Source organism: Blastococcus aurantiacus (genome assembly GCF_900102425.1).
In the GTDB taxonomy this organism is placed as follows: Bacteria; Actinomycetota; Actinomycetes; order Mycobacteriales; family Geodermatophilaceae; genus Blastococcus; species Blastococcus aurantiacus.
This window is the reverse complement of record NZ_FNBT01000005.1, coordinates 387,983-407,981: the sequence shown is the minus strand read 5'-3', so window position 1 is coordinate 407,981 and position 19,999 is coordinate 387,983. Positions and strand designations below refer to the sequence as shown.

General features: G+C 73.8%; 18 protein-coding genes. 6 read left to right on the top strand and 12 right to left on the bottom strand.

Going from position 1 to position 19,999, the window contains the following annotated elements; translation table 11 throughout:
- The first annotated feature begins 139 nt into the window (after positions 1–139).
- Both BLS70_RS12885 and BLS70_RS12880 read left to right on the top strand, forming a co-directional pair.
- Positions 140–538: a DUF485 domain-containing protein gene (locus BLS70_RS12885; RefSeq protein ID WP_091768306.1), complete on the top strand. Its 399-nt coding sequence runs from the start codon at positions 140–142 to the stop codon at positions 536–538.
- Positions 531–2,171 carry a monocarboxylic acid transporter gene (locus tag BLS70_RS12880; protein WP_091768303.1) on the top strand — a complete coding sequence of 547 codons (1,641 nt, stop codon included), beginning with the start codon at positions 531–533 and terminating at the stop codon, positions 2,169–2,171. The genes BLS70_RS12885 and BLS70_RS12880 overlap by 8 nt, the downstream gene beginning before the upstream one ends.
- A 108-nt stretch (positions 2,172–2,279) precedes the next feature.
- Here the strand turns inward: BLS70_RS12880 and BLS70_RS12875 are convergent, their stop codons facing one another.
- The 3 genes from BLS70_RS12875 to BLS70_RS12865 form a co-directional block, all read right to left on the bottom strand.
- Positions 2,280–2,549, bottom strand: coding sequence for a hypothetical protein (locus BLS70_RS12875; protein ID WP_091768300.1), 270 nt, complete (start codon positions 2,547–2,549; stop codon positions 2,280–2,282).
- A 106-nt stretch (positions 2,550–2,655) separates the two neighbouring features.
- On the bottom strand, positions 2,656–3,516 hold the full coding sequence (locus tag BLS70_RS12870) for a manganese catalase (protein ID WP_091768297.1): 861 nt from the start codon (positions 3,514–3,516) through the stop codon (positions 2,656–2,658).
- Positions 3,517–3,619: 103 nt separating this feature from the next.
- A complete protein-coding gene (locus tag BLS70_RS12865) occupies positions 3,620–4,348 on the bottom strand; it encodes a sensor histidine kinase (RefSeq protein WP_091768294.1) in 729 nt (242 codons plus the stop codon).
- Between the two features lie 59 nt (positions 4,349–4,407).
- Between BLS70_RS12865 and BLS70_RS12860 the strand changes: the two genes are divergently transcribed.
- Positions 4,408–5,130: a response regulator gene (locus tag BLS70_RS12860; RefSeq protein WP_091768291.1), complete on the top strand. Its 723-nt coding sequence runs from the start codon at positions 4,408–4,410 to the stop codon at positions 5,128–5,130.
- Positions 5,131–5,205: 75 nt separating this feature from the next.
- Here the strand turns inward: BLS70_RS12860 and BLS70_RS12855 are convergent, their stop codons facing one another.
- Together BLS70_RS12855 and BLS70_RS12850 are read right to left on the bottom strand one after the other, a co-directional pair.
- Positions 5,206–6,783 carry a PH domain-containing protein gene (locus BLS70_RS12855; protein ID WP_091768288.1) on the bottom strand — a complete coding sequence of 526 codons (1,578 nt, stop codon included), beginning with the start codon at positions 6,781–6,783 and terminating at the stop codon, positions 5,206–5,208.
- Positions 6,780–7,292 (bottom strand): PH domain-containing protein, encoded by a 513-nt coding sequence (locus BLS70_RS12850; RefSeq protein ID WP_091768285.1) that lies wholly within the window; start codon positions 7,290–7,292, stop codon positions 6,780–6,782. The genes BLS70_RS12855 and BLS70_RS12850 overlap by 4 nt, the downstream gene beginning before the upstream one ends.
- 57 nt (positions 7,293–7,349) lie before the next feature.
- On the opposite strand from BLS70_RS12850, the gene BLS70_RS12845 reads away from it, so the two are divergent.
- Positions 7,350–7,679 (top strand): rhodanese-like domain-containing protein, encoded by a 330-nt coding sequence (locus BLS70_RS12845; protein WP_255362451.1) that lies wholly within the window; start codon positions 7,350–7,352, stop codon positions 7,677–7,679.
- 39 nt (positions 7,680–7,718) lie between these two features.
- Here the strand turns inward: BLS70_RS12845 and BLS70_RS12840 are convergent, their stop codons facing one another.
- The 4 genes from BLS70_RS12840 to BLS70_RS12825 form a co-directional block, all read right to left on the bottom strand.
- Positions 7,719–8,057, bottom strand: a complete 339-nt coding sequence (locus BLS70_RS12840; protein WP_091768279.1) for a TFIIB-type zinc ribbon-containing protein — start codon at positions 8,055–8,057, stop codon at positions 7,719–7,721.
- Between the two features lie 109 nt (positions 8,058–8,166).
- Positions 8,167–9,783 carry a long-chain fatty acid--CoA ligase gene (locus tag BLS70_RS12835; RefSeq protein WP_091768276.1) on the bottom strand — a complete coding sequence of 539 codons (1,617 nt, stop codon included), beginning with the start codon at positions 9,781–9,783 and terminating at the stop codon, positions 8,167–8,169.
- A gap of 45 nt (positions 9,784–9,828) precedes the next feature.
- On the bottom strand, positions 9,829–10,524 hold the full coding sequence (locus BLS70_RS12830) for a hypothetical protein (protein WP_091768273.1): 696 nt from the start codon (positions 10,522–10,524) through the stop codon (positions 9,829–9,831).
- 59 nt (positions 10,525–10,583) lie between these two features.
- On the bottom strand, positions 10,584–11,792 hold the full coding sequence (locus BLS70_RS12825; RefSeq protein WP_255362442.1) for a cytochrome P450: 1,209 nt from the start codon (positions 11,790–11,792) through the stop codon (positions 10,584–10,586).
- Positions 11,793–11,831: 39 nt separating this feature from the next.
- Between BLS70_RS12825 and BLS70_RS12820 the strand changes: the two genes are divergently transcribed.
- Positions 11,832–12,764 (top strand): DUF5926 family protein, encoded by a 933-nt coding sequence (locus BLS70_RS12820; RefSeq protein WP_091768267.1) that lies wholly within the window; start codon positions 11,832–11,834, stop codon positions 12,762–12,764.
- A gap of 60 nt (positions 12,765–12,824) precedes the next feature.
- Here BLS70_RS12820 and BLS70_RS12815 read toward each other — a convergent pair whose 3' ends face one another.
- Positions 12,825–14,048 carry an arginine deiminase gene (locus BLS70_RS12815; RefSeq protein ID WP_218122396.1) on the bottom strand — a complete coding sequence of 408 codons (1,224 nt, stop codon included), beginning with the start codon at positions 14,046–14,048 and terminating at the stop codon, positions 12,825–12,827.
- Between the two features lie 117 nt (positions 14,049–14,165).
- On the opposite strand from BLS70_RS12815, the gene BLS70_RS12810 reads away from it, so the two are divergent.
- Positions 14,166–14,927 (top strand): glucose 1-dehydrogenase, encoded by a 762-nt coding sequence (locus BLS70_RS12810; RefSeq protein WP_091768264.1) that lies wholly within the window; start codon positions 14,166–14,168, stop codon positions 14,925–14,927.
- A gap of 84 nt (positions 14,928–15,011) precedes the next feature.
- Here BLS70_RS12810 and BLS70_RS12805 read toward each other — a convergent pair whose 3' ends face one another.
- Positions 15,012–16,382 carry an LCP family protein gene (locus BLS70_RS12805; protein ID WP_255362441.1) on the bottom strand — a complete coding sequence of 457 codons (1,371 nt, stop codon included), beginning with the start codon at positions 16,380–16,382 and terminating at the stop codon, positions 15,012–15,014.
- Positions 16,383–16,644: 262 nt separating this feature from the next.
- Complete coding sequence (locus BLS70_RS12800; RefSeq protein ID WP_176946390.1) at positions 16,645–19,956, bottom strand: ATP-binding protein; 3,312 nt, start codon at positions 19,954–19,956, stop codon at positions 16,645–16,647.
- Positions 19,957–19,999: the final 43 nt, after the last annotated feature.

Genomic DNA, 19,999 nt, shown 5'->3' with positions numbered 1-19,999 from the left:
CTGCCGTACACCGAATGCCGGTGACCGCTCGGCGCAGCCGCCGTCCCGCGGATCGCACGCAGCCGGGCGCCCTCCTACCGTGACGGGGCTCACATCTGCCGGGTGTGACGCCCGACCACTCTGACCAGGAGGTCGCACCTTGACCGAGCCCACGGAACGGCGTCTGCTGACGCCGGAGGAGTACCTGCAGGCGCAGAACTCACCCGAGTTCGCCGAGCTGAAGCGCAGGTTCCGCCGGTTCGCCTTCCCGATGACCTTCGCCTTCTTCGCCTGGTACCTGCTCTACGTCCTGCTCTCCACCTACGCGCCGGACTTCATGGCCACCGAGGTCTTCGGCAACGTCAACCTCGGCATCCTGCTCGGCCTGGCCCAGTTCGTGACCACGTTCGCGATCACGCACCTGTACGTGGCCCACGCCAACCGGAACACCGACCCCATCGCCGACGAGATGCGGGACCGGCTGGAGCGCCACGACTTCGCGTCCGGCCAGACCTCCGCGACCGGCCCGACCTCGACCGAGGGGGCCACCCGTGCGTGAGCTCCTCGCCGCCGACGACACGATCGGCGAGCCGGCCGTCAACATCTCGATCTTCGGCGCCTTCGTCCTGGTGACGCTGTTCATCACCTTCCGCGCCAGCCGCAACAACAAGAGCGCCGCCGACTACTACGCGGCCGGCCGCAACATCAGCGGGACGCAGAACGGCCTGGCCATCGCGGGCGACTACCTGTCCGCGGCGTCGTTCCTGGGCATCGCCGGGGCCATCGCCGTCTACGGCTACGACGGCTTCCTGTACTCGATCGGCTTCCTGGTCGCCTGGCTGGTGGCGCTGCTGCTCGTGGCCGAGCTGATGCGCAACACCGCCCGGTTCACCATGGCCGACGTCCTGGCCTTCCGGATGCGGGAGCGGCCGGTGCGCATGGCGGCGGCCATCTCGACCCTGGCCGTGTCGCTGTTCTACCTGCTGGCGCAGATGGCCGGCGCCGGTGGCCTGGTGGCGCTGCTGCTGGGGGTCAGCGGTGACGCCGCGGAGGCCCTGGTGGTCACGCTGGTCGGCGCGCTGATGATCTTCTACGTGCTGGTCGGCGGCATGCGCGGCACGACCTACGTGCAGATGATCAAGGCGACGCTGCTCATCGCCGGCGCGTTCGTGATGACCGTGTGGGTGCTGGCCGAGTACGGCTTCAACCTGTCCTCGCTGCTCGGCGGCGCGCAGGACCTCGCCGTCGAGGGCCGGGACGTGCTGGCCCCCGGGGCGCAGTACGGCCTGACCGAGACGTCGAAGCTGGACTTCGTCTCGCTGGGCCTCGCGCTGGTGCTGGGGACGGCGGGCCTGCCGCACGTGCTCATGCGCTTCTACACGGTGCCCACGGCCAAGGACGCCCGCCGCTCGGTCGTCTGGGCCATCTGGCTGATCGGCATCTTCTACCTGTTCAGCCTGGTCATCGGCTACGGCGCCGGCGCGCTGGTCGGCCCGGCGGAGATCCTCGCCGCCCCTGGCGCGGTCAACGCGGCAGCGCCGCTGCTGGCCTTCGAGCTCGGCGGCACGGTGCTGCTGGGCATCATCGCCGGGGTCGCCTTCGCCACGATCCTCGCGGTGGTGGCGGGCCTGACGATCACCGCGTCGGCCTCGTTCGCGCACGACGTCTACGCGTCGGTGATCAAGCGCGGCAATGTCCCGCCGAACGGTGAGGTGCGGGTCGCCCGCATCACCGCCGTCGTCATCGGGGCGATCTCGATCGGGCTGGGCATCCTGGCGCTGCAGGCCGGCATCAACATCGCCTTCCTGGTGGCGCTGGCCTTCGCCGTGGCGGCCTCGGCGAACCTGCCGACGATCCTCTACACGCTCTTCTGGAAGAACTTCACCACCCAGGGCGCGCTGTGGTCGATCTACGGCGGGCTCATCGCCTGCATCGGGCTGATCATCTTCTCGCCGGTGGTCTCCGGCGCCCCGGTGAACGAGCTGACCGGGAAGAGCACGTCGCTGATCCAGGACGTCGACTTCTCCTGGTTCCCGCTGAACAACCCCGGGCTGGTGTCTATCCCGCTGTCGTTCTTCCTCGGCTGGCTCGGCTCGCGGCTGTCGAAGGACAAGCCGGACGAGCTCAAGAACGCCGAGCTCGAGGTGCGGGCGTTCACCGGCATCGGGGCGGAGAAGGCCGTCCAGCACTGAAAGCGGACCCCGACCTCCCCACCCTTCGCAGGCTCAGGGCGGGACCCGGGTCGGGGCCGGGCATGGCGCGCGTCCCCTGTCGGGGGCGCGCGCCTCGCGCGTTCTTGATCAGGCGGCGGCAGCGGGGGCCGGGGCGGCGGCGGGCTCGGGCGCGAGGACGGCGTCCACGGTGCCCGCGGTGCTCGCGACGGCGAGGGCCACCGGAGCGGGAGCGCGGTGCCGGCTGCGCAGTGCCCAGCGGGCGACGAGCCCCGCGAGGACGACGAGGCCGGCGAGGGTGTGCTCGCCGGGGTGGGCGAGCGCGACCGCGATCGCGGCGGTGTAGACGACGGAGAGCAGCACCGCCGGGACGGGCAGGTGCGGAAGGTGGAAGTGCACGGCAGGACCTCCGGGGAGGGCGTCCCGCCGGCCGGCGACCGGAACTCGGGAGTCCGGTCGCCGGCGCGGCGACGGCGCGGTGGAGCGGTGGAGCAGACCCGGAGGCCTACTTGAGCATGTCCTTGGCCTTCTGCAGCATCGTCTGGGCGTCCTGCTGCGGCGTCGGGTACAGGCGCGGGTCACCCGGGGGCAGGATCGGCGCGTCGGCGGTGGCCTCGATCGGGCGGGCGGAGTACGTGCCCCGACCGTCGTAGGAGGGGCCGTTCGCCCAGCGGCCCGAGGCGGCCAGCGGGCCGTCGGAGGCGTCGATGAACGTGTAGCCCAGGTCGGCGACCTCGTCGGACAGCGGGAAGGCCTCCGGGACGGGGACGCCCTCGAGGCCGTCCTCCTTGAGCTCCTCGAGCGCGTGCAGCCACTGCTGCTGGTGGTAGTGGTCGCGGGTGATGAGGAACCGGAGCATGTCCTTGACGCCGGGGTCGTCGGTCATGTTGTAGAGCCGGGCGACCTGCAGCCGGCCCTGCATCTCGGCCGTGGCGTTGTACATGAAGTCGGCGTAGAGGTTGCCGCTGGCGGTGACGTACGCGCCGGTCCAGGGGTTGCCCATCGAGTCCATGTACGAGGCGCCGGCGCCGTTGACGATCGGGTGCTGCGGGTTGTGCTGCCCGTAGCCCGCGGCCGCCTCCTTGGTGCGGTCGGCGGCGTCCGGCTTGAGCGGGATGTGGTCGAGCAGCCGGTCGATCATCGTCACGATCATCTCGACGTGGGCCAGCTCCTCGGTGCCGATGGCCAGGAGCAGGTCCTTGTACTTGCCGGGCAGACGGCAGTTCCAGCCCTGCAGCAGGTACTGCGTGGCGACGGTCATCTCGCCCCACTGACCGCCGAGGACCTCCTGCATCTTGCGGGCGAAGTCCGGGTCGGGACCGTCGGGCTTGGCCTCGTACTGCAGGGCGTGGGTGTGCGTGAACACGGGCTCTCCCTCGGTGCGTCGTCGCGCCACCGCCGATGCGGTGACACCAGGGATCTGCCCGCCCCCGTTGGCCCGCCCGTGCCGTCCCCTGGCCCCGGGGGGCCTACTTGTCGGGGAGCTGCACGGTGAGGGTGAAGACGTCCCCGTCCGCGGACCAGAGCAGCCGCCCGCCCAGCTCGCGGGTCTGCCGCTGGACCGACCACAGGCCCAGCCCGGTCAGGTCCACCGGTGGCCGGGTCTGCCGCAGGTGGCCCACCACCCGGTCGACGGGGACGCCGGTCTGCGCGAGGGACAGCCGCACCCAGCCCCCGCGCAGCGTCACCTCCAGCCGCACGGGCCGGCCCCCGCCGTGCCGGTGCGCGTTCTCGAGCAGGTTGGTCAGGATGCGCTGCACCCGGGCGTCGGCGACGGGTACCTCGCCGGCCCCGTCGAGGACCTCCGCGGTCAGCAGCGTCCGCGGCAGACCGGAGGCGGCGACGGAGGCGAGGACGACGTCGCGGAGCAGCCGCGGCCCGGTGCGCCGCACGGCTCCGCCCGTGGCGTCGGCGGTGCGCAGCATGGACGAGAGCTGGGCCGTCTGGGCACGGGCGAGGTCGAGCAGCTCCCGGGCGCGGTCGGGCGGTCCGTCCAGCGACCCCAGCACCGCCTCCAGCGAGGCCAGCGGGCTGCGCATGTCGTGGCAGAGGGCGCGCAGGACGGCGTCCTCGGGGGTGGGCTCCTCCTCGGCGTCCACCGGGCGGCGGCGGGGCAGGTAGCTGCGCAGCACCCGCGCGAGGTCGGCGAACAGTTCACGGGCGGGATGCGAGATCGGTGCGTCAGCAGCAAGGGTCACGGGCACTCCAGGGTGGAGCCGGTCAGCAACGCCGGTGGACGACGGCCGACAGGAGACTGATGTCGGAGATCGATGGCGCGCTCGCTGCTGAACGCGGAGCCCCGGTGGACGTGGTCGTGGTGGACGACCACCCCCTGTTCACCCGGGGGCTGAGCCTGCTGCTGCCGGGGCTGAGCGGCGGCAGGGTGCGGGTGGTGGGGACGACGGACGACGCCTCGGCCGCGGCCGCCCTGGTGCGCCGGCACCACGCGGACGTGGCGATCGTCGACCTGCACATGCCACCGCCGGGCGGCACGAGAGCGATCGCGGCGATCCGCCGGGCCGATCCGATGGTGCGGGTGGTGGCGCTGTCAGGGCTGGCGGAGGCCGACGCCGCGATCGAGGCCCTCCGCGCGGGCGCCGCGGGCTTCCTGCCGAAGACGGCGGACCCCGAGTCGCTGGTGCGGCCGCTGCTCGCCGTCCTCGACGGCTGGTCGGTGGTGCCCGAGGCGCTGCTGCGCCAGCTGCTGGAGGAGGCCACCCCGGCGGGCGAGCAGACCATCGCCGACCAGCTGACGGCCGACGAGCGCCGGCTGTGGCGGCTGATCGCCGAGGGCGCCAGCACCGTGGACATCGCCACGACCCTGCACGTCTCGGAGCGGACGACGAAGCGGCTGGTGGCCCACCTGCTGCGCCGGCTCGACGTGACCACGCGGGTGGAGGCCGCAGCGCTGGCCGGGCGGGTCGGGCTGGAGAAGGGCTCCACCGGGCACACCCGTGCGGCCGGCGGCTGGGCGGGGTGACCGGGGCACGACCTCATCGCTGGACCGGCTACCCGCAGTCGTGATCCTCACGCGCGCGTGAAGGAAAGGTTCACCTCACCTCATCGCCCGATCCGGTTCCCTCGGGACGGGGAGGAGCTGCTCCGCCCACGGCTCCGACGCCGCCACCGCGAAGGCGGCGACGTCGTCGGCGGCCATGTCCATCGCGATGTAGCCGCCGCGGCCGGCCCCGACGCAGGCCACGACGGAGGCGAGCCCGGCCCGGCGCTGCGCCCACGACTGCTTCACCTCCCAGCCGACCACCGCGCGGCGCTCCAGGACCGCTCGCTCCCGCACCAGCCAGCCGACGCGGACGGCGAAGGACCGGCGCCCGGTGGCGTGCCCGAGCGAGGCGTACCGGCCCAGGCCCAGCGGCACGCCCAGGACGGTGAGGACGACCCCGGTCACGAGGAGGGGCCACCAGCCGCTGGTGACGGTCAGCACCGCACCCGCGACGGTCACGAGCAGGCCGGCGGCCATCGCCCGCGCGATGCGCCGGCGGCGCGCCGAGGCGGGATGGGGGGTGAGCGGGCCGGGGTCGTCGACCAGCCGGCGGCTCAGCGCCTCCGCCTGTGCGCGGGGGCCGAGCGGCAGGAGCTGGCCCCGGCGCTGGGCGTCACCGAGGCCGGTGACCAGACCGTTCAACCGGGCCGCGCCGACCAGCCGCATGCCGGCGCCGTCGGCCACCGCGACCCCGCGGATGCGGTCGATCTCCAGCTCGGTGTGCCGCCGGGTGAGCAGGCCGCGGACGGCGATGAGCGAGCCGCCGCGCCGCACCAGTCGGAAGCGCCAGTTGACGACCGCGGCGCCGATCACCGCCCCGGCCGCCAGCACCACCAGTGCCACGACCACGGCGAGGACGGCGACGACGGACGGGTCGAGCGCGGGGCCGTCCACGTCGGGCAGCAGCCGGTCGGGCACCTCGTCGACGATGCGCGACAGCGCCCCCACCGCGGCGACCGGGACGGCGAGGTAGCCGCCGACCAGCGGTGCGTACAGCAGCCACCGGTTGTCGAAGCGGGCGAACTCCTCCTCGGGCTCCGGATCCGGCCGGGCCGGGGCGCCGTCGACGTCGTCCGCCGTCGGCACCGGGACGCGGCTGCGCTTGGTGAGCACCGCCGTCCTCAGCCGTTCGCCCTCGGCGCGGGGGACGCCGTCGATGAGGAGTTCCTCGTCCTTGCCCGCTCCGCGTCCGGCGCTGCTGGAGCCGCCGGCGGCGGCGTCGATGCGCACGCGCACCAGGCCGAGCAGCCGGTGCATCGGCGGCGCCTCGATCTCGATCCCGCGGATCCGGTCGTTGGGCACCGTGCGCGTGGAGCGCGACACCAGCCCCCGGGTGACGACGACGGCGGCGGGCCCGTCCAGGTAGCTGAACCGCCACCAGGCGAGCGCCGCCGTCGCCAGGGACACCAGGGTGATGGCGACGACGAGGGCGACGACGGTCCAGCGCCCGCCGCCGAGCCCGATGCCGGCGAGCGCCGGGACCGCGATCGGGACCAGCTGCCGGGCCTGCCGGAACGTGGCGGTGTCCACGAGGACGATGCGCGGCGAGGTCCGGCGCGGCTGCGGCGGCCAGAAGGTCTGCCCGGGGACGGGTACCTCGCCCGGGCCGGTCGGCTCGCCCGGGGCGCTCACGTGGCCTGGTCCCGGGTCCGTTCCGCGCGGGCCGCGAGGTCGTCGGCGACCCGCTGGGCCACGCCGTGCTCGAGGTGCCAGATGCGCACCGTTCCCTGGCTGGAGGCCGTGAACACCGCGACCGTGGCCAGCCCGAACAGCTGCTGCAGGAAGCCGCGGGTGACGTCGACGGTCTGGATGCGGGAGACGGGGACCAGCGTCCAGGTCTGGCTGAGCCAGCCGGTTCGGGTGTAGACGGCGTCCTGGGTGACCTCCCAGCGGTACACCCGGTGCTTGAGCCAGGGGCGCACGAAGACGGCGATCAGCGCGTCGAGCACCGCGACCACCGGCACCGCCCAGCGGAGGAACGGCACCGGCCCGCCGAGGTCGGCCGGCACCCAGATGAGCAGGGCCCCGACCACGAGGGCGGTGATCACGACGCCGATGAGGCTCTCGGTGACCCACAGCCCGATGGCCGTGCGGGGCAGCGACCAGGCGGGCTCGCGCACGGGAGCGGGGGCGACGGTCATCACGGCCATCCTCGCAGGCCCGCCCGTCCGCGCGTCCGTGCCACGATGGAACGCGTGATGCCGCAGCAGGTTCCGACCGTCTCTGTCAGCGAACTGCCCGAGGACGCCGTGATCCTCGACGTCCGTGAGGACGACGAGTGGGTGCACGGCCACGTCGAAGGCGCGACCCACATCCCCATGGGCCAGATCCCGTCGCGGCTGGACGACCTGCCCGAGGGCGACCCGCTCTACGTGACCTGCCGCGGGGGCGGTCGCTCGGCGCGGGTGGCCGCGTGGCTGAACCAGAACGGCTACGACGCGGTCAACGTCGCCGGTGGCATGGGCGACTGGGAGGCCGCCGGCAAGCCCATGGTGAGCGAGACCGGCGAGGCCCCCTTCGTCCGCTGACGCCTCGGGACCTCCTGTGCAGGAAGTCCCGCTGGGCGCTCAGAAGTCGAGCAGCTCCTCGAAGATGCTCTTGCGCCGCTTCTTCTTGGCGTACTTCTCGTCGTAGCCGCGGGCGTAGTAGCGCTCGTCGTACCGGTGCTGGCCGTAGTTCCGGGGGTCCCGGTCGTACGGGTCCGGGATGGACGGGCGCGGAGCCTGCGGGGGCGGGACCGGGCGGCCCTCCTCGGCGTCGAGGTAGGCGCGCTCGGCGGCGATCAGGTTCTCCAGCTCGCCGCGGTCGAGGAAAAGACCCTTGCACTCGGTGCACTGGTCGACCAGGACGCGGTTGCGTTCGTACTGCGCCATCACGTTGTGGCACTTGGGGCACAGCAGCTGCATGGGCGTCAGGCTACCGGTGCGCGACTCCTACGAGTTGATCATCGCCTGCGCGCTCCCGACATGGGGTGACACGCCGCCGCCGCGCGCACGCAGGCGATGACCACGCTGGTCAGGACTCGAGCGAGTACTCCGCGAACTTGGCGCGCAGGTCCTTCTTGGAGAACTTGCCGACGCTGGTCTTGGGCACCTCGTCGATGAACTCGACGGCGTCGGGCAGCCACCACTTGGCGACCAGCGGCTTGAGGTGGTCGAGGATCTCCTCCGCCGTCGCCGTCTCGCCCTGCTTGAGGACGACGCAGGCCAGCGGGCGCTCGTCCCACTTGGAGTGCTTCACGCCGACCACCGCGGCCTCGGCCACCTTCGGGTGGCTCATGATCGCGTTCTCCAGGTCGACCGAGCTGATCCACTCGCCGCCGGACTTGATGAGGTCCTTGGTGCGGTCGGCGATGCGGATCGAGCCGTACCGGTCCATGGCTGCGACGTCGCCGGTCTTCATCCAGCCGTCCTCGGTGGAGAGGACGGTGCCGGCGTCGGGGTTGTAGTACTCCTTGGCGCACCACGGCCCGCGGACCTGCAGCTCACCGGTGGCGGTGTCGTCCCAGGGCTGCGGCTCCAGCGAGTCGGCGTCCACGATGCGGGCCTCGACGCCGAACAGCGGGATGCCGGCCCGCGCGCGCTCGGTCGCCTTGGTGTCGTCGTCGGCGTCCTCGAGGCGCTTGGCCAGCACGCCGGAGGAGGCGACCGGCGAGGTCTCGGTCATGCCCCAGGCCTGCAGAATCGGCAGCCCGACCTGCTCGCGGTAGGCCTCGCTGAGCGCCTTGGGCACCGCCGAGCCGCCGCAGCCGATCTCGCGGAGCTTGTGCGGCTGACCGGCGAGGTGCGGCAGCACGCCCTGCCAGATGGTCGGGACGCCGGCGGTGAAGGTGACGCCCTCGTCGACGATGATCTTGGCCAGCGCCTCGGGCTGCATCATCGGGCCGGGGAAGACCAGCGCCGAGCCCGCCGCGGGGGCGGCCTGCGCGATGCCCCAGGCGTTGGCGTGGAACATCGGCACGACCGGCATCGCGACGTCGCGGACGCTGAGCCCGAAGGCGTTCGGCGAGAGCGCGGCCATGGTGTGCAGCACCGTCGAGCGGTGCGAGTAGACGACGCCCTTGGGGTTGCCGGTGGTGCCGCTCGTGTAGCACATCGAGGCGGCCAGGGACTCGTCCCGGACGTCGAACTCGACCGGCGAGGCGGCGGCCAGCAGGGTCTCGTAGTCGCTGATCCGCGGGTCGTCGGGCAGTTCGGCGTCGCCGCCGTCCTCCATCACGACGACGTGGCGGACGGTGGTCATGGTGTCGACCAGCGGCCAGAACAGCGGGAAGACCGAGCGGTCGACGAAGACCACCTCGTCCTCGGCGTGGTTGGCGATGTAGGTCAGCTGCTCGGGGAACAGCCGGATGTTGAGCGTGTGCAGGACGCGGCCGGTGCAGGGCGCGGCGAAGTAGAGCTCCAGGTGCCGCTGGCTGTTCCAGCCGAAGGTGCCGACGCGGCCGTCGGCGCTGATGCCCAGGGTGTCCAGCACGCCGCCGAGCCGGCGGGTGCGGTCGGCCCACTCCCCGTAGGTCGAGCGGGTGACGCCCTTGGGGCTGTTGGTCACGATGGGCACGTCGCCGTAGTGCTGCTCGGCGTGCCGGAAGATCGTGTCGATGGTGAGGGGGCTGTCCTGCATCAGGCCGCGCATGGTCCGGATCCTGCCAGTGACGGCGCTCACGATCTAGCGGAGGCCCTATGAGGCGATACCTGCAGCGGCGCGGTTCGGAGTGGCGGACGGAACCTCAGGCTCGCGGCCGTGAAGGACCCAGCGGCCATAAGGAACCAGGTAGCTCTCGATGTAGTCCTTGAGCAGGCGCCCGATTTGGTACTCCCAGACCATCTCGGCTGCGTATACGCCATCACCCTGGCCGACGCGCTCGTCCCACCAGGCACCAAGGCGGGGCAGGCCTTCTGGGGCGCGTTCGGAGCGCGGAAGGTCTGCTTCAATGCCGCTGACGACACCTCGGGAGGGCCAGGCTGCCTGCGCATCGTCGTCGTCCTGTTTCAGGTACGACTCGATGAGGTTGTTTCCGACGTCGAGAATCCACTCATCAACCTCGCCGACGGTGCCACGCATGAGCCGGTACCTCATCGACTGGTTCCGGAACGTACGAAAGCTATCCTCGGCCAGTTCCTTCTCCCGCTCGTAGTGGCCCCCGCTCCTGATGCGCAGCGATGGGCGGGCTTCCATGTGGGCCACCACGCTCTCGGCCGCAGTAACTATTTCCGCAAGGACGGCGGCCACTCGGTCTCGCTCCTCGCTCTGCTTGGCGTGCTTGAGCGTCAAGGCTGCGAACAGCACCGCCGCGCCTGTGAAGAGCAAGCTGGCTAATGAGATCGCGACGTTCGCCTCGATACCGCCGAACACATCGCTAAGAAAGTCGAGCACGACCTCGCTATCGACTCAGCGCAGGCTCTCCTTGAATGCTACTTCTCCAACAACACTCCTCATCTGCCGAGGACGACGGGAAGGGTCCGCAGGCCGCGGATTACGAATTCGGGACGGCGCACCGGGTCACCACCGAGCTCGACCGTCGTCGTCCGGTCCAGCAGGGCGCCGAACGTGGCCTGCAGCTCGACGCGGGCCAGCGGCGCCCCGATGCAGAAGTGGATGCCGGCGCCGAAGGTGATGTGCCCGTTGTCCGTCCGGCCGACGTCGAAGGTGTCCGGCTCGGCGAACACGGCGGGGTCGCGGTTGGCCGCACCCAGGAGGGCGGCGATCTTCTGGCCCCGCTCGACGGTGATCCCGCCGATCTCGACGTCCTCGGTGGCGGTGCGCTCGAACAGCTGCAGCGGGGAGTCGTAGCGCATGAACTCCTCGATCGCCGTCGGCAGGAGCGCGCGGTCCGCGCGCAGCCGCGCCAGCTGGTCGGGGTGCTGCAGCAGGGCGAGCGTGCCGTTGCCGCTCACGTTCACCGTCGCCTCGTGGCCGGCGTTGAGCAGCAGGATGCAGGTGGTGACCAGCTCGTCCTCGGTGAGCCGGTCGTCGGCGTCGCGCAGGCTCACCAGGTGGCTGACCAGGTCCTCGCCGGGGTTCGTGCGCCGCTCGGCGGCCAGCCCGCGCAGGTAGGCGACGAACTCCTCGGCCGCGCGCTCGGCGGACGCCTCGGTCTCCGCCGTCCGCCCGTACTCGTACATCTTCACGATCGCGTTGGACCACGGGCGCAGCAGCGGTCGGTCGACCTGGGGGACGCCCAGCAGCTCGGCGATGACGGCGACCGGCAGCTGCTCGGCCATGCCCGACAGCAGGTCGACCGGCTCCGAGCCCCCCGAGCGCTCGACCAGCTCGTCGACCAGCGTCCGCGCCAGGTCCTCGACCCACGGGCGCAGCCGCTCGACGTGCCCGCGGGCGAACGCGGAGCTGATCAGCCGCCGCAGCCGGGTGTGCTCGGGCGGCTCCATCTCGAGGATGGCGTTGCGGTGGATCAGGTTGAAGCTCTCGAACCGCTCCGCGGGTGCCTTGTCCGACCAGATCCGGCCCAGCCGCCGGTCGCGCAGCACGGCGTTGGACTCTGCGTGCGTGAACGCCAGCCACAGGCCCATGTCCTCGTGCCACTGCACCGGCGCCTCGGCCCGCGCCCGGGCGAACGCGGGGTAGGGGTCGGCGACGACGGCGGGGTCGGTGAGGTCGAGCGGTACGGGGGCGGCCAGGGTCACGGCGACGAGCGTATGCAGGAGCCACATACGCTGGCCCGCATGGCTTCCCGCAAGCGCTCCTCCGCCCCCGCCGCCGAGTCGGAGGGCATCAACCCCAAGGCGCCGTGCCCGTGTGGCTCCGGCCGCCGCTACAAGCACTGCCACGGCTCGGGTTACGCGCCCCCGGTCATCCGCTCCTTCGAGGGGCTGCCCGGCGAGGCCGACTGGGTCGCGCTGCGCGAGCTCGTCCCGGCGGCGACGGCGACGCTGCGGACGAAGGACGGCCGCGAGGTGACCCTGGCCAGCGTGCTCCCCGGCGGGTCCCCCGCCCTGGTCCGGGCCAACGGCGAGATCATGCTCGGCGTCCAGCTGCAGAGCTCCTCGGACGACGTGAGCCGCGACCTCGGCACCGCGCTGGCGGCCGCGCTCGAGGCGCCGGCCGGAGCCCCGGTCGACCCGGGCCCCATCGGTGGCGCGGGCTCGGCCGGTCCCCGGCTGCAGGAGCTGCTGGACACGACGGCGCCGTTCGAGGTCACCGTGCACGACGACTTCGGCTTCTGGCTGGAGGGCACCGAGCCCAACGCGGCGGCGAAGGCCGGCCTCGAGCACGCCAACGAGGCGATCCTCCCGACCGTGCGGCTGGCCGGCCTGGAGGCGGCGTACTGGGTGCGTCCGGGCGCCGAGCGGTCCCACCTGCGCTGGGTGCGGCCCGAGCCCGAGGAGAAGCTGCTCGACGCACTGGCCCGGCTGCGGGCCGCGGGCGAGCCGATGCTGCTGGGCGAGGGCACCCGCTACGCCGGGGCGTTCCGGGCGCACGGCCTCGTCGTCCCCGTGTGGGACCTCCCCGCCGACACCCCCGCCGAGGACTGGACCGAGCCGGCCACCCAGTGGCAGGCCCGCCTCGAGCAGGCCTTGACGGTGACCGACCCGCTCGACGCCGACGAGCGCCGCGCCCGCGCCGGCCTGCTCTCCCGCCAGATCACCATCCGCTGACCGGCCCCGCTGCAGGGGCCCACCGCGGGCGTGCGAGCGGTGGGAGGCAGCGGGGTCCTTTCAGAGGTCGGCGCGGGCGACGGGGCAGGACATGCAGCGCGGGCCGCCGCGTCCGCTGCCCAGCTCCGAGCCCGCGATCCGGACCACCTCGATGCCGGCGGCCTCGAGCGCGGCGTTGGTGACGGTGTTCCGCTCGTAGGCGACGGTCAGCCGGGGCGCGAGGGCGAGGGTGTTGTTGCCGTCGTCCCACTGCTCGCGCTCGGCGGTGACCGGGTCCAGGCCGGTGTCGATCACCCGCAGCCGGTCGATGCCCATGGCCGCCGCGGCCGCCTCGACGAACGGGCGCGGCCCGGCCACGGACAGCTCGACCGGGTCAGCGTCGTCGGCCACGCCGTCGGGGGCGGTCACCGTCCAGGCCTGCAGCGAGTCGGCCACCGCGGGGTACATGACCAGTGCGTCGACGTCGACCATCGTGGCGATGGTGTCCAGGTGCATCGTGGCCCGCTGCTGGGCGATGGGGACGACGAGGACCGTGTGCGCCAGTCCGCGGGCGAACAGCCGCCGCGCGAGCCGCTCGGCGCCGCCGGGCGTCGTCCGCTCCCCGACGCCGACGGCGAGCACGCCCGGTGCCAGCAGCAGGACGTCGCCGCCCTCGAGGTGCTCCAGGCCGGCGCCGTAGAGCTGCTCCACCCCGGCGAAGCGCGGGTGGTGGGTGTAGACGGCCGCGGTGATCGTGCTCTCGCGGTGCCGGGCGGGCATGGCCAGCGAGGTCACCGCGACCTCGTCGCCGATCCAGACCGAGGAGTCGCGGGTGAACAGCAGGTTCGGCAGCGGCGGGACGACGAAGTCCGAGCGGTCCATCACCTCGTAGGCCAGCCCGCGGCCGCCGCGCAGCTCGTCGTGGGCCAGCCCGGCGATGAGGGTGGCGGCCAGGTCCTCGGGCGCGAGCCAGGCCAGGTGGCGGGTGGCGGCGCGCTGCAGGCTCGCGCCCAGCCGCGGGTCGTCGACGGCGGCCCCGATCAGCTCGGCGCGCGCCGACGGGAAGGACAGGATCTCGGCCAGCATCCGGTCGAGGTAGAGCACCTCGACGCCGCGGGCGGAGAGCGCCTCGGCGAAGGCGTCGTGCTCCTCCTGTGCGCGGTCCACCCAGGGGACGCCGTCGAAGAGCAGCTGGTCGTTGTTGCGCGGGGTCAGCCGCCGCAGCTCGTTGCCGGGCCGGTGCAGCAGCACCGTCTGCAGCGCGCCCACCTCGCTGGTCGCGCCCATGGCCGGGGACGGGGTCATGCGCCGAGGCTGGCACAGCGTCCTGGCGCGGGCGCTCGCGGGAGGGCTCCGGGCGGCGTGGCTAGGGTGCGGTACGGGCCGGCAGCGCAGCCGGGTGCCCGACGACGGAGGTGCGGCGTGGACCTGTTCGACCTGACCGGCAAGGTGGCCGTGGTGACCGGGGGCACCCGCGGCATCGGCATGATGATCGCCCGTGGCCTGCTCCAGGCCGGCGCCCGCGTCTACATCAGTTCCCGCAAGGCCGACGCCGGGGACGCCGCCGTCGCCGAGCTGTCGGAGTTCGGCACGGTCGTGTCCATCCCGGCCGACGTCTCCAAGGAGGCCGAGTGCATCCGGCTGGCCGAGGAGGTCGGCAAGCGCGAGGAGCAGGTGCACATCCTGGTCAACAACGCCGGCGCCACGTGGGGCGAGGACCTGGAGAAGTTCCCCGAGTCGGCCTGGGACAAGGTGCTCGACCTGAACCTGAAGGCGCCGTTCTTCGTCACCCGCGCGTTCCTGCCGCTGCTGGAGAAGGCCGCGTCGCACGAGGATCCGGCGCGGGTCATCAACATCGGCAGCATCGCGGGCCTGCAGCCCTCCGCGGCACGCACGTACTCGTACTCGACGTCCAAGGCCGCGGTGCACCAGCTCACCCGCAACCTGTCCAAGGAGCTCGCGCCGCGCCGGATCACGGTGAACGCCGTCGCCCCGGGGCCGTTCGAGTCGAAGATGATGGCCGCCACGCTGGCCGCTGCCGGAGACGAGATGACCAAGCGGGTGCCGCTCGGACGCATCGGTCGCCCCGACGACATGGCCGGTATCGCCGTGTTCCTGAGCTCGCGAGCCGGCTCGTACCTGACCGGCACGATCATCCCGGTGGACGGCGGCATCGCCACCTGACGAAGGACCCCCCTGCCCCCCACCGCTCGCACGCTCGCGGCGGGGCCCTGCAGGGGGGCCGCCGGTCGGGCAGGCTGCGAAGGGCTAGTTGATGCAGCTGGCGTCGTCGGCCGTGCGCGCCGGCGGGCCCTCGTCCCCGCTGGGGGCCGGTGCCGCGACGGCCTGCCCGATGGCGGTGAAGTCGCTGCCGATCACCAGCGCGACGGTGCCCTCCGGCAGCTCGTCGTCGACGGTCACCGCAGCACCCGGCACCTGGGCGGCGACCAGCGCGGCCGCGGCCTCGTCCCCGGTGCGGTGGCTGACCGTCGTCGTGTCGGTGGGCCCGGCGTTGCCCGCCTCCGCACCGAAGCCGGCGTCGGTGAGCGCGGCAGCCGCGGTCGAGGCGGCGCCGGAGACGCCGGAGCCGTTGAGCACCTGCACGGTGACCGAGCCCGGGTCGACCGAGCCGTCCGGCTCCTCCGGCGCGGCGGGCTCCTCGGCGGGCTCCGCTTCCAGCGTGGAGAAGAAGCTCCGCACCTCCTCCGCGGCCGGCGGCTCCAGGACGTCGGCGCCGTCGATGCGCGTCGGCGTCAGGCCGGGGATGGTCTGGAAGGTGATGTCCCCGGGTTGGACGCCCTGCAGCTGCGCGGCCAGGTCGAAGACGTCGAGCCCCCGGTCCAGCGTCATGCTGCTGCCGATCTGCTCGACGATGTCGCGCTGCTTGCCGAGGTCGAGCAACGTGTCGGTGGAGAGCATGTTGCGCAGCATCCCGGCGATGTAGACCTGCTGGCGCACCACCCGGTTCAGATCGCCCCCCGGCAGCCCGTGCCGCTGGCGGACGAACTTCAGCGCGTCCTCGCCGCCGATCGTCTGCACGCCGGCGGGGAAGTCGGCGCCGGAGAGGGGGTCGCTGGTGGCCCGGCAGAGGTTGACCTCGACCCCGCCGACGATCGTGCTGAGGTTGATGAAGCCGAGCAGGTCGATCTCGGCGAAGTGGTCGATCTGCAGACCGGTGAACCCGCTGACGGTCTGGACGAGCCGTTGCGCGCCTGCGGCCCGCCGCTCCGCGTCGCTGCCCTCGGCCTCGGCGAAGCCGCGGGCGTAGGCGGAGTTGAGCCGGCCCTCCCCGAACCCCGGGATCTCGACGTAGGTGTCGCGTGGCAGGGAGACGAACGACGCCGCTGACCCGTCGGCCGGGACGTGGGCCAGCATCATCGAGTCGGTGTTCAGCACCCCATCGGCATCGCCGGTGCTGAATTCCGCCTTCTGCTCGGGGGTGAGCCCCGTGCGGACGTCCATCCCGACCAGCAGCAGGGTCATCGCCTCGCCGGCGTCGCCGGCGGCGTCCTCGTTGCCCGAGGAGGGGATGGCGTCGGTGCGCTGCATGCTGGCGTCGGCGACCCGGACCAGGTGCCACCCCCACCCGCTGCCCAGCAGCAGGAGCCCGCTGAGCACCGCCGCGGCCGAGCGCGCCACCGTCGTCGCCCGCGCCGTCCCCTCCGCGGGCCGCCGCGGCGGCCCGCCGGTGGGCCTCCGCGGCTCCCGGGGGGCCGGCGCACGGCGGGGGTCCAGGTGGGGTGGTAGGCGGCGCGGCTCGTCCGGGGTCACGGCCGGAGCCGCTCAGCCGGGCCGCCGGCAGCCGCCGCACCGTGCACGGGCGGCTGCTGGGCGGCGGATGGAGGGCGCATCACGATCATGGTCCCACCCCGGCGTGCGGATCCGGCGTCGCCCGCGCCGCCTAGACCGGCGCGGGCACGCGGGCGAGGTGCGACTCGGCCAGGGCCACCTGGTGCGGAGAGCCGATCAGCACGCCCTGCCCGCGCGCGTCGGCCCACCAGCGCCGGGCGCCGTCGGGATCCCCGCGGCGCTCGGCGATCCGGCCCAGCAGCTCGTCGTAGGCGCCGAGGCTGAGCGACGGCGTCCCGAGCACGGCCTGCCGGCCGCGGTAGGGCAGCAGCGACTCCGCCGCCCAGGCCCAGTCCGCCTCGTCGCCCAGCCACAGCGAGCTCTCGGCCTGCAGGTAGAGGGCGACGTCGCTGGCCCAGTCGCGCACCAGCGTCCGTCCCCAGCGGGCGCGCAGCCGCCGGGCCTCGGCGACGTCGCCGGACTCGGCCGCGGCCAGCACGGCCATCTCCTGCAGCAGCGGGTTGCCCTCGTCGCCGGTCTCGACCAGCAGCGGGAGCGCGGCGGCCTCGCGGTGGTCGGCCCGCCGCAGGGTGAACTGGTGTGCCGCGTACGCGTGCCGCGCGTGCGGGGTCACCTGCCGGAACAGCTCGTAGGCCTCGGTGGTCAGCTCCTCCGCGCGGGCGGCGTTGCCCCGCAGCCAGGCCAGGCCGCCCGCCTGCCAGAGCACGTGCGGGCGCACCTCCGGGCCGCTCAGCGAGACCGCCAACCGTCGCGCATGGTCGTGGTCGGCCTCGAAGCCGGCCAGGTCGCCCAGGTGCAGCCGGATCGCCGCCCGGTGCAGGTGCGCCATGAACTCGGTGCGCCGCGGTAGTCCCCGCCCGGCCAGGGCCAGCGCCTCGTCGGTGGCGGCCAGCCGCTGCTCCGCCGCACCCGGCCGCCCCCACACCGCCAGGCAGAAGTTGTTCAGCGTGCGGCCCAGGAGTTCCGGGTCACCGATCCGGCGGGCCATCTCCACCGCGCGCTGGGCGGCCTGCACCCCCCGGTCGTCGGGCCCGAAGGCCAGCTCCACGCCCAGGGTGCCGAGCAGGCGGGCGGTGGTCGGGTCGTCGTCGTCCCCGCGCCCGGAGAGCAGGTCTTCCAGGACGCCCACCATGTCGGCGTCGACCACGCCGTGCGGGCGCCAGTTCCACAGCGTCACGCTGCCCCAGACCGCCGCGGACTCGGCCAGGCACTCCCGGTCGTCCAGCTGGCGGGCCAGCCCGATCGCCTCGGCCACGACGCCGCGCGCCTCGGTCAGCTGCCCGCTGCGCAGCAGGTCGTTGCCCAGGGCGGTGAGCAGGTCGTGCCGGGTGCGGGCGGCGTCGGGCGCCAGCGGATCGAGCAGCGCCAGCGCCTGCCGGCCGTGCGCCGCGGCCTCCCCGTGCGCCAGGCGCGCCCGGGCGGCCCGCGCGGCCGCCGCCAGGTACAGCAGCGCTGGTCCGGGCCCGACCACCGGCAGCGCGGCGACGAAGTGGTGGGTGAGCCGCTCGACCAGCCGGTCGTCGGTGGAGCCGGCGATCCGGCGTTCCAGCGCCTCGCCGATCCGGGCGTGCAACCGTGCCCGGCGCACCGCGGACAGGTCGCCGGCCAGCACCTCCTGCACGAGCGCGTGGGAGAACCGCCAGCTCCACGGCCTGGCCGCCTCGACGACCAGGCCGACGGCGACGGCGGAGTCCATCGCGGTCAGCACCTCCTCCGCCGAGGTGCCGGCCGCCTCGAGCAGGTCCAGCGACACCTCCCGGCCGGCGACGGCGGCCAGCTCGAGCACCTCGCGGGTGCCCTCGGGCAGTCTGTCCAGCCGGGTGCGCAGCACCTCCCCGACCGACGGGGGCACCGGGACGTCGTCCAGGTGCCGGTCGTGGGCGCCGATCATCCAGCGGGACAGCTCGACGACGAAGAACGGGTTCCCGCCGGTGCGGTCGTGCACCGCGGCGGCCAGCGCGCGGTCCCCCGGCGAGCCCAGCTGGGCGGCGAGCAGCGCGCCGACGTCCTCGGCGTCCAGTCCGCGCAGCCGCAGGCAGGTGGCGGTGGGTTCGCGGGCCAGCCGGCCCAGGCAGTCGGCGACCGCCGGGGGCAGCTCCTCCCCCACGGTGCGCGCGGTGACGACCAGCAGCACCGGCGCTCGCGGCAGGTGCCGGGCGAGCAGGCCGAGAAGCGCGACCGACGTGGTGTCGGCGCCCTGGAGGTCGTCGAGGACGACGAGCACCGGGCGGGTCGCCGCGGCGGTGAGCCGGGCGCGCAGGTCCTGGAACAGCCGGAAGCGGGCGGCGTCGGCGTCGTCCCCCAGGGTGGCGCGGGCGGGGTCGAGCTCGGGCTGCCCCAGCTGCTCGAGCACCTGGGTCCACGGCCACAGCGCCGGTGCGCCCGCGTCGTCGGCGCAGCGGCTCCACGCCACCGGCCAGCCCAGCAGGCGGGCGCCGTCCGCGACCGCCTCGGTCAGCCGGGTCTTGCCGATCCCTGCCTCGCCCTCGACGACGACGACCGCCGACCGGCCCCCGGCGACCTGCTCGGCGACGGCGCGCACCTGGTCGAGCTCGGTGCGGCGGCCCACCAGGGCGTCCACGGACGTGCTCGGTGCCGGCGCGGGCGCGGCGGGCAGCACCGGCCGGGGGAGCCGCTCCAGCAGCCGGGGGTCCTGGAGCAGCACGGCCTGCTCGAGGTCGCGCAGCTCGGGCCCGGGGTCGATGCCGAGCTCGTCACGGAGCAGCTCGGTGCACCGGCGGCAGGCTTCCAGGGCGTCGGCCTGCCGCTCGGCGGCGTAGAGAGCGGTGACGAGCCGGGCCCACAGCCGCTCGCGCAGCGGGTGCGCGGCGACGAGGTGCTGCAGGTCGGGGACGGCCGCCTCGGGCCGGCCCAGGGCAAGCAGGGCGTCGCAGCGGCGCTCGCGGGCGCGCACCTGCAACTCGGTCAGCCGCAGCCGGTCGCTCGCGGCGGCCGGGAGGTCGCCCAGCTCGACCAGCGGCTCGCCGCGCCACAGCGCCAGCGCCTCGTCCAGCAGGGCGACGCCTCGCTCGGGGGCGCCGTCGGCCACCGCGCGGTCGCCGCCCTCGACCAGCTCGCCGAAGCGCAGCAGGTCCAGGTCGGCGGCGCCGGCCCGGACGAGGTAGCCCGGCGGGCGGGTGACCAGCACGGTCGGCGCCTCGCGCGGCGCGCGGTCCGGCTCCAGGACCCGACGCAGGTGCGAGACGTAGGCCTGCAGGGTGCCGGTGGCCGTCGGCGGCGGCTCCTCGCCCCACAGCGTGCTCACGATCCGGTCGATGCCCACGACGCGGCCGGCCTCGGCCAGGAGCAGCGTCAGGAGGGCCCGTGGCTTCGCCCCGCCCACGTCCAGGAGCTCGCCGTCCGGACCGCTGACCTCGAGCGGGCCGAGGACTCGGAAGCGCACGCCGGGAGATGTTCCTCGCGTCCCGGCCACGCGGGTACCCCTG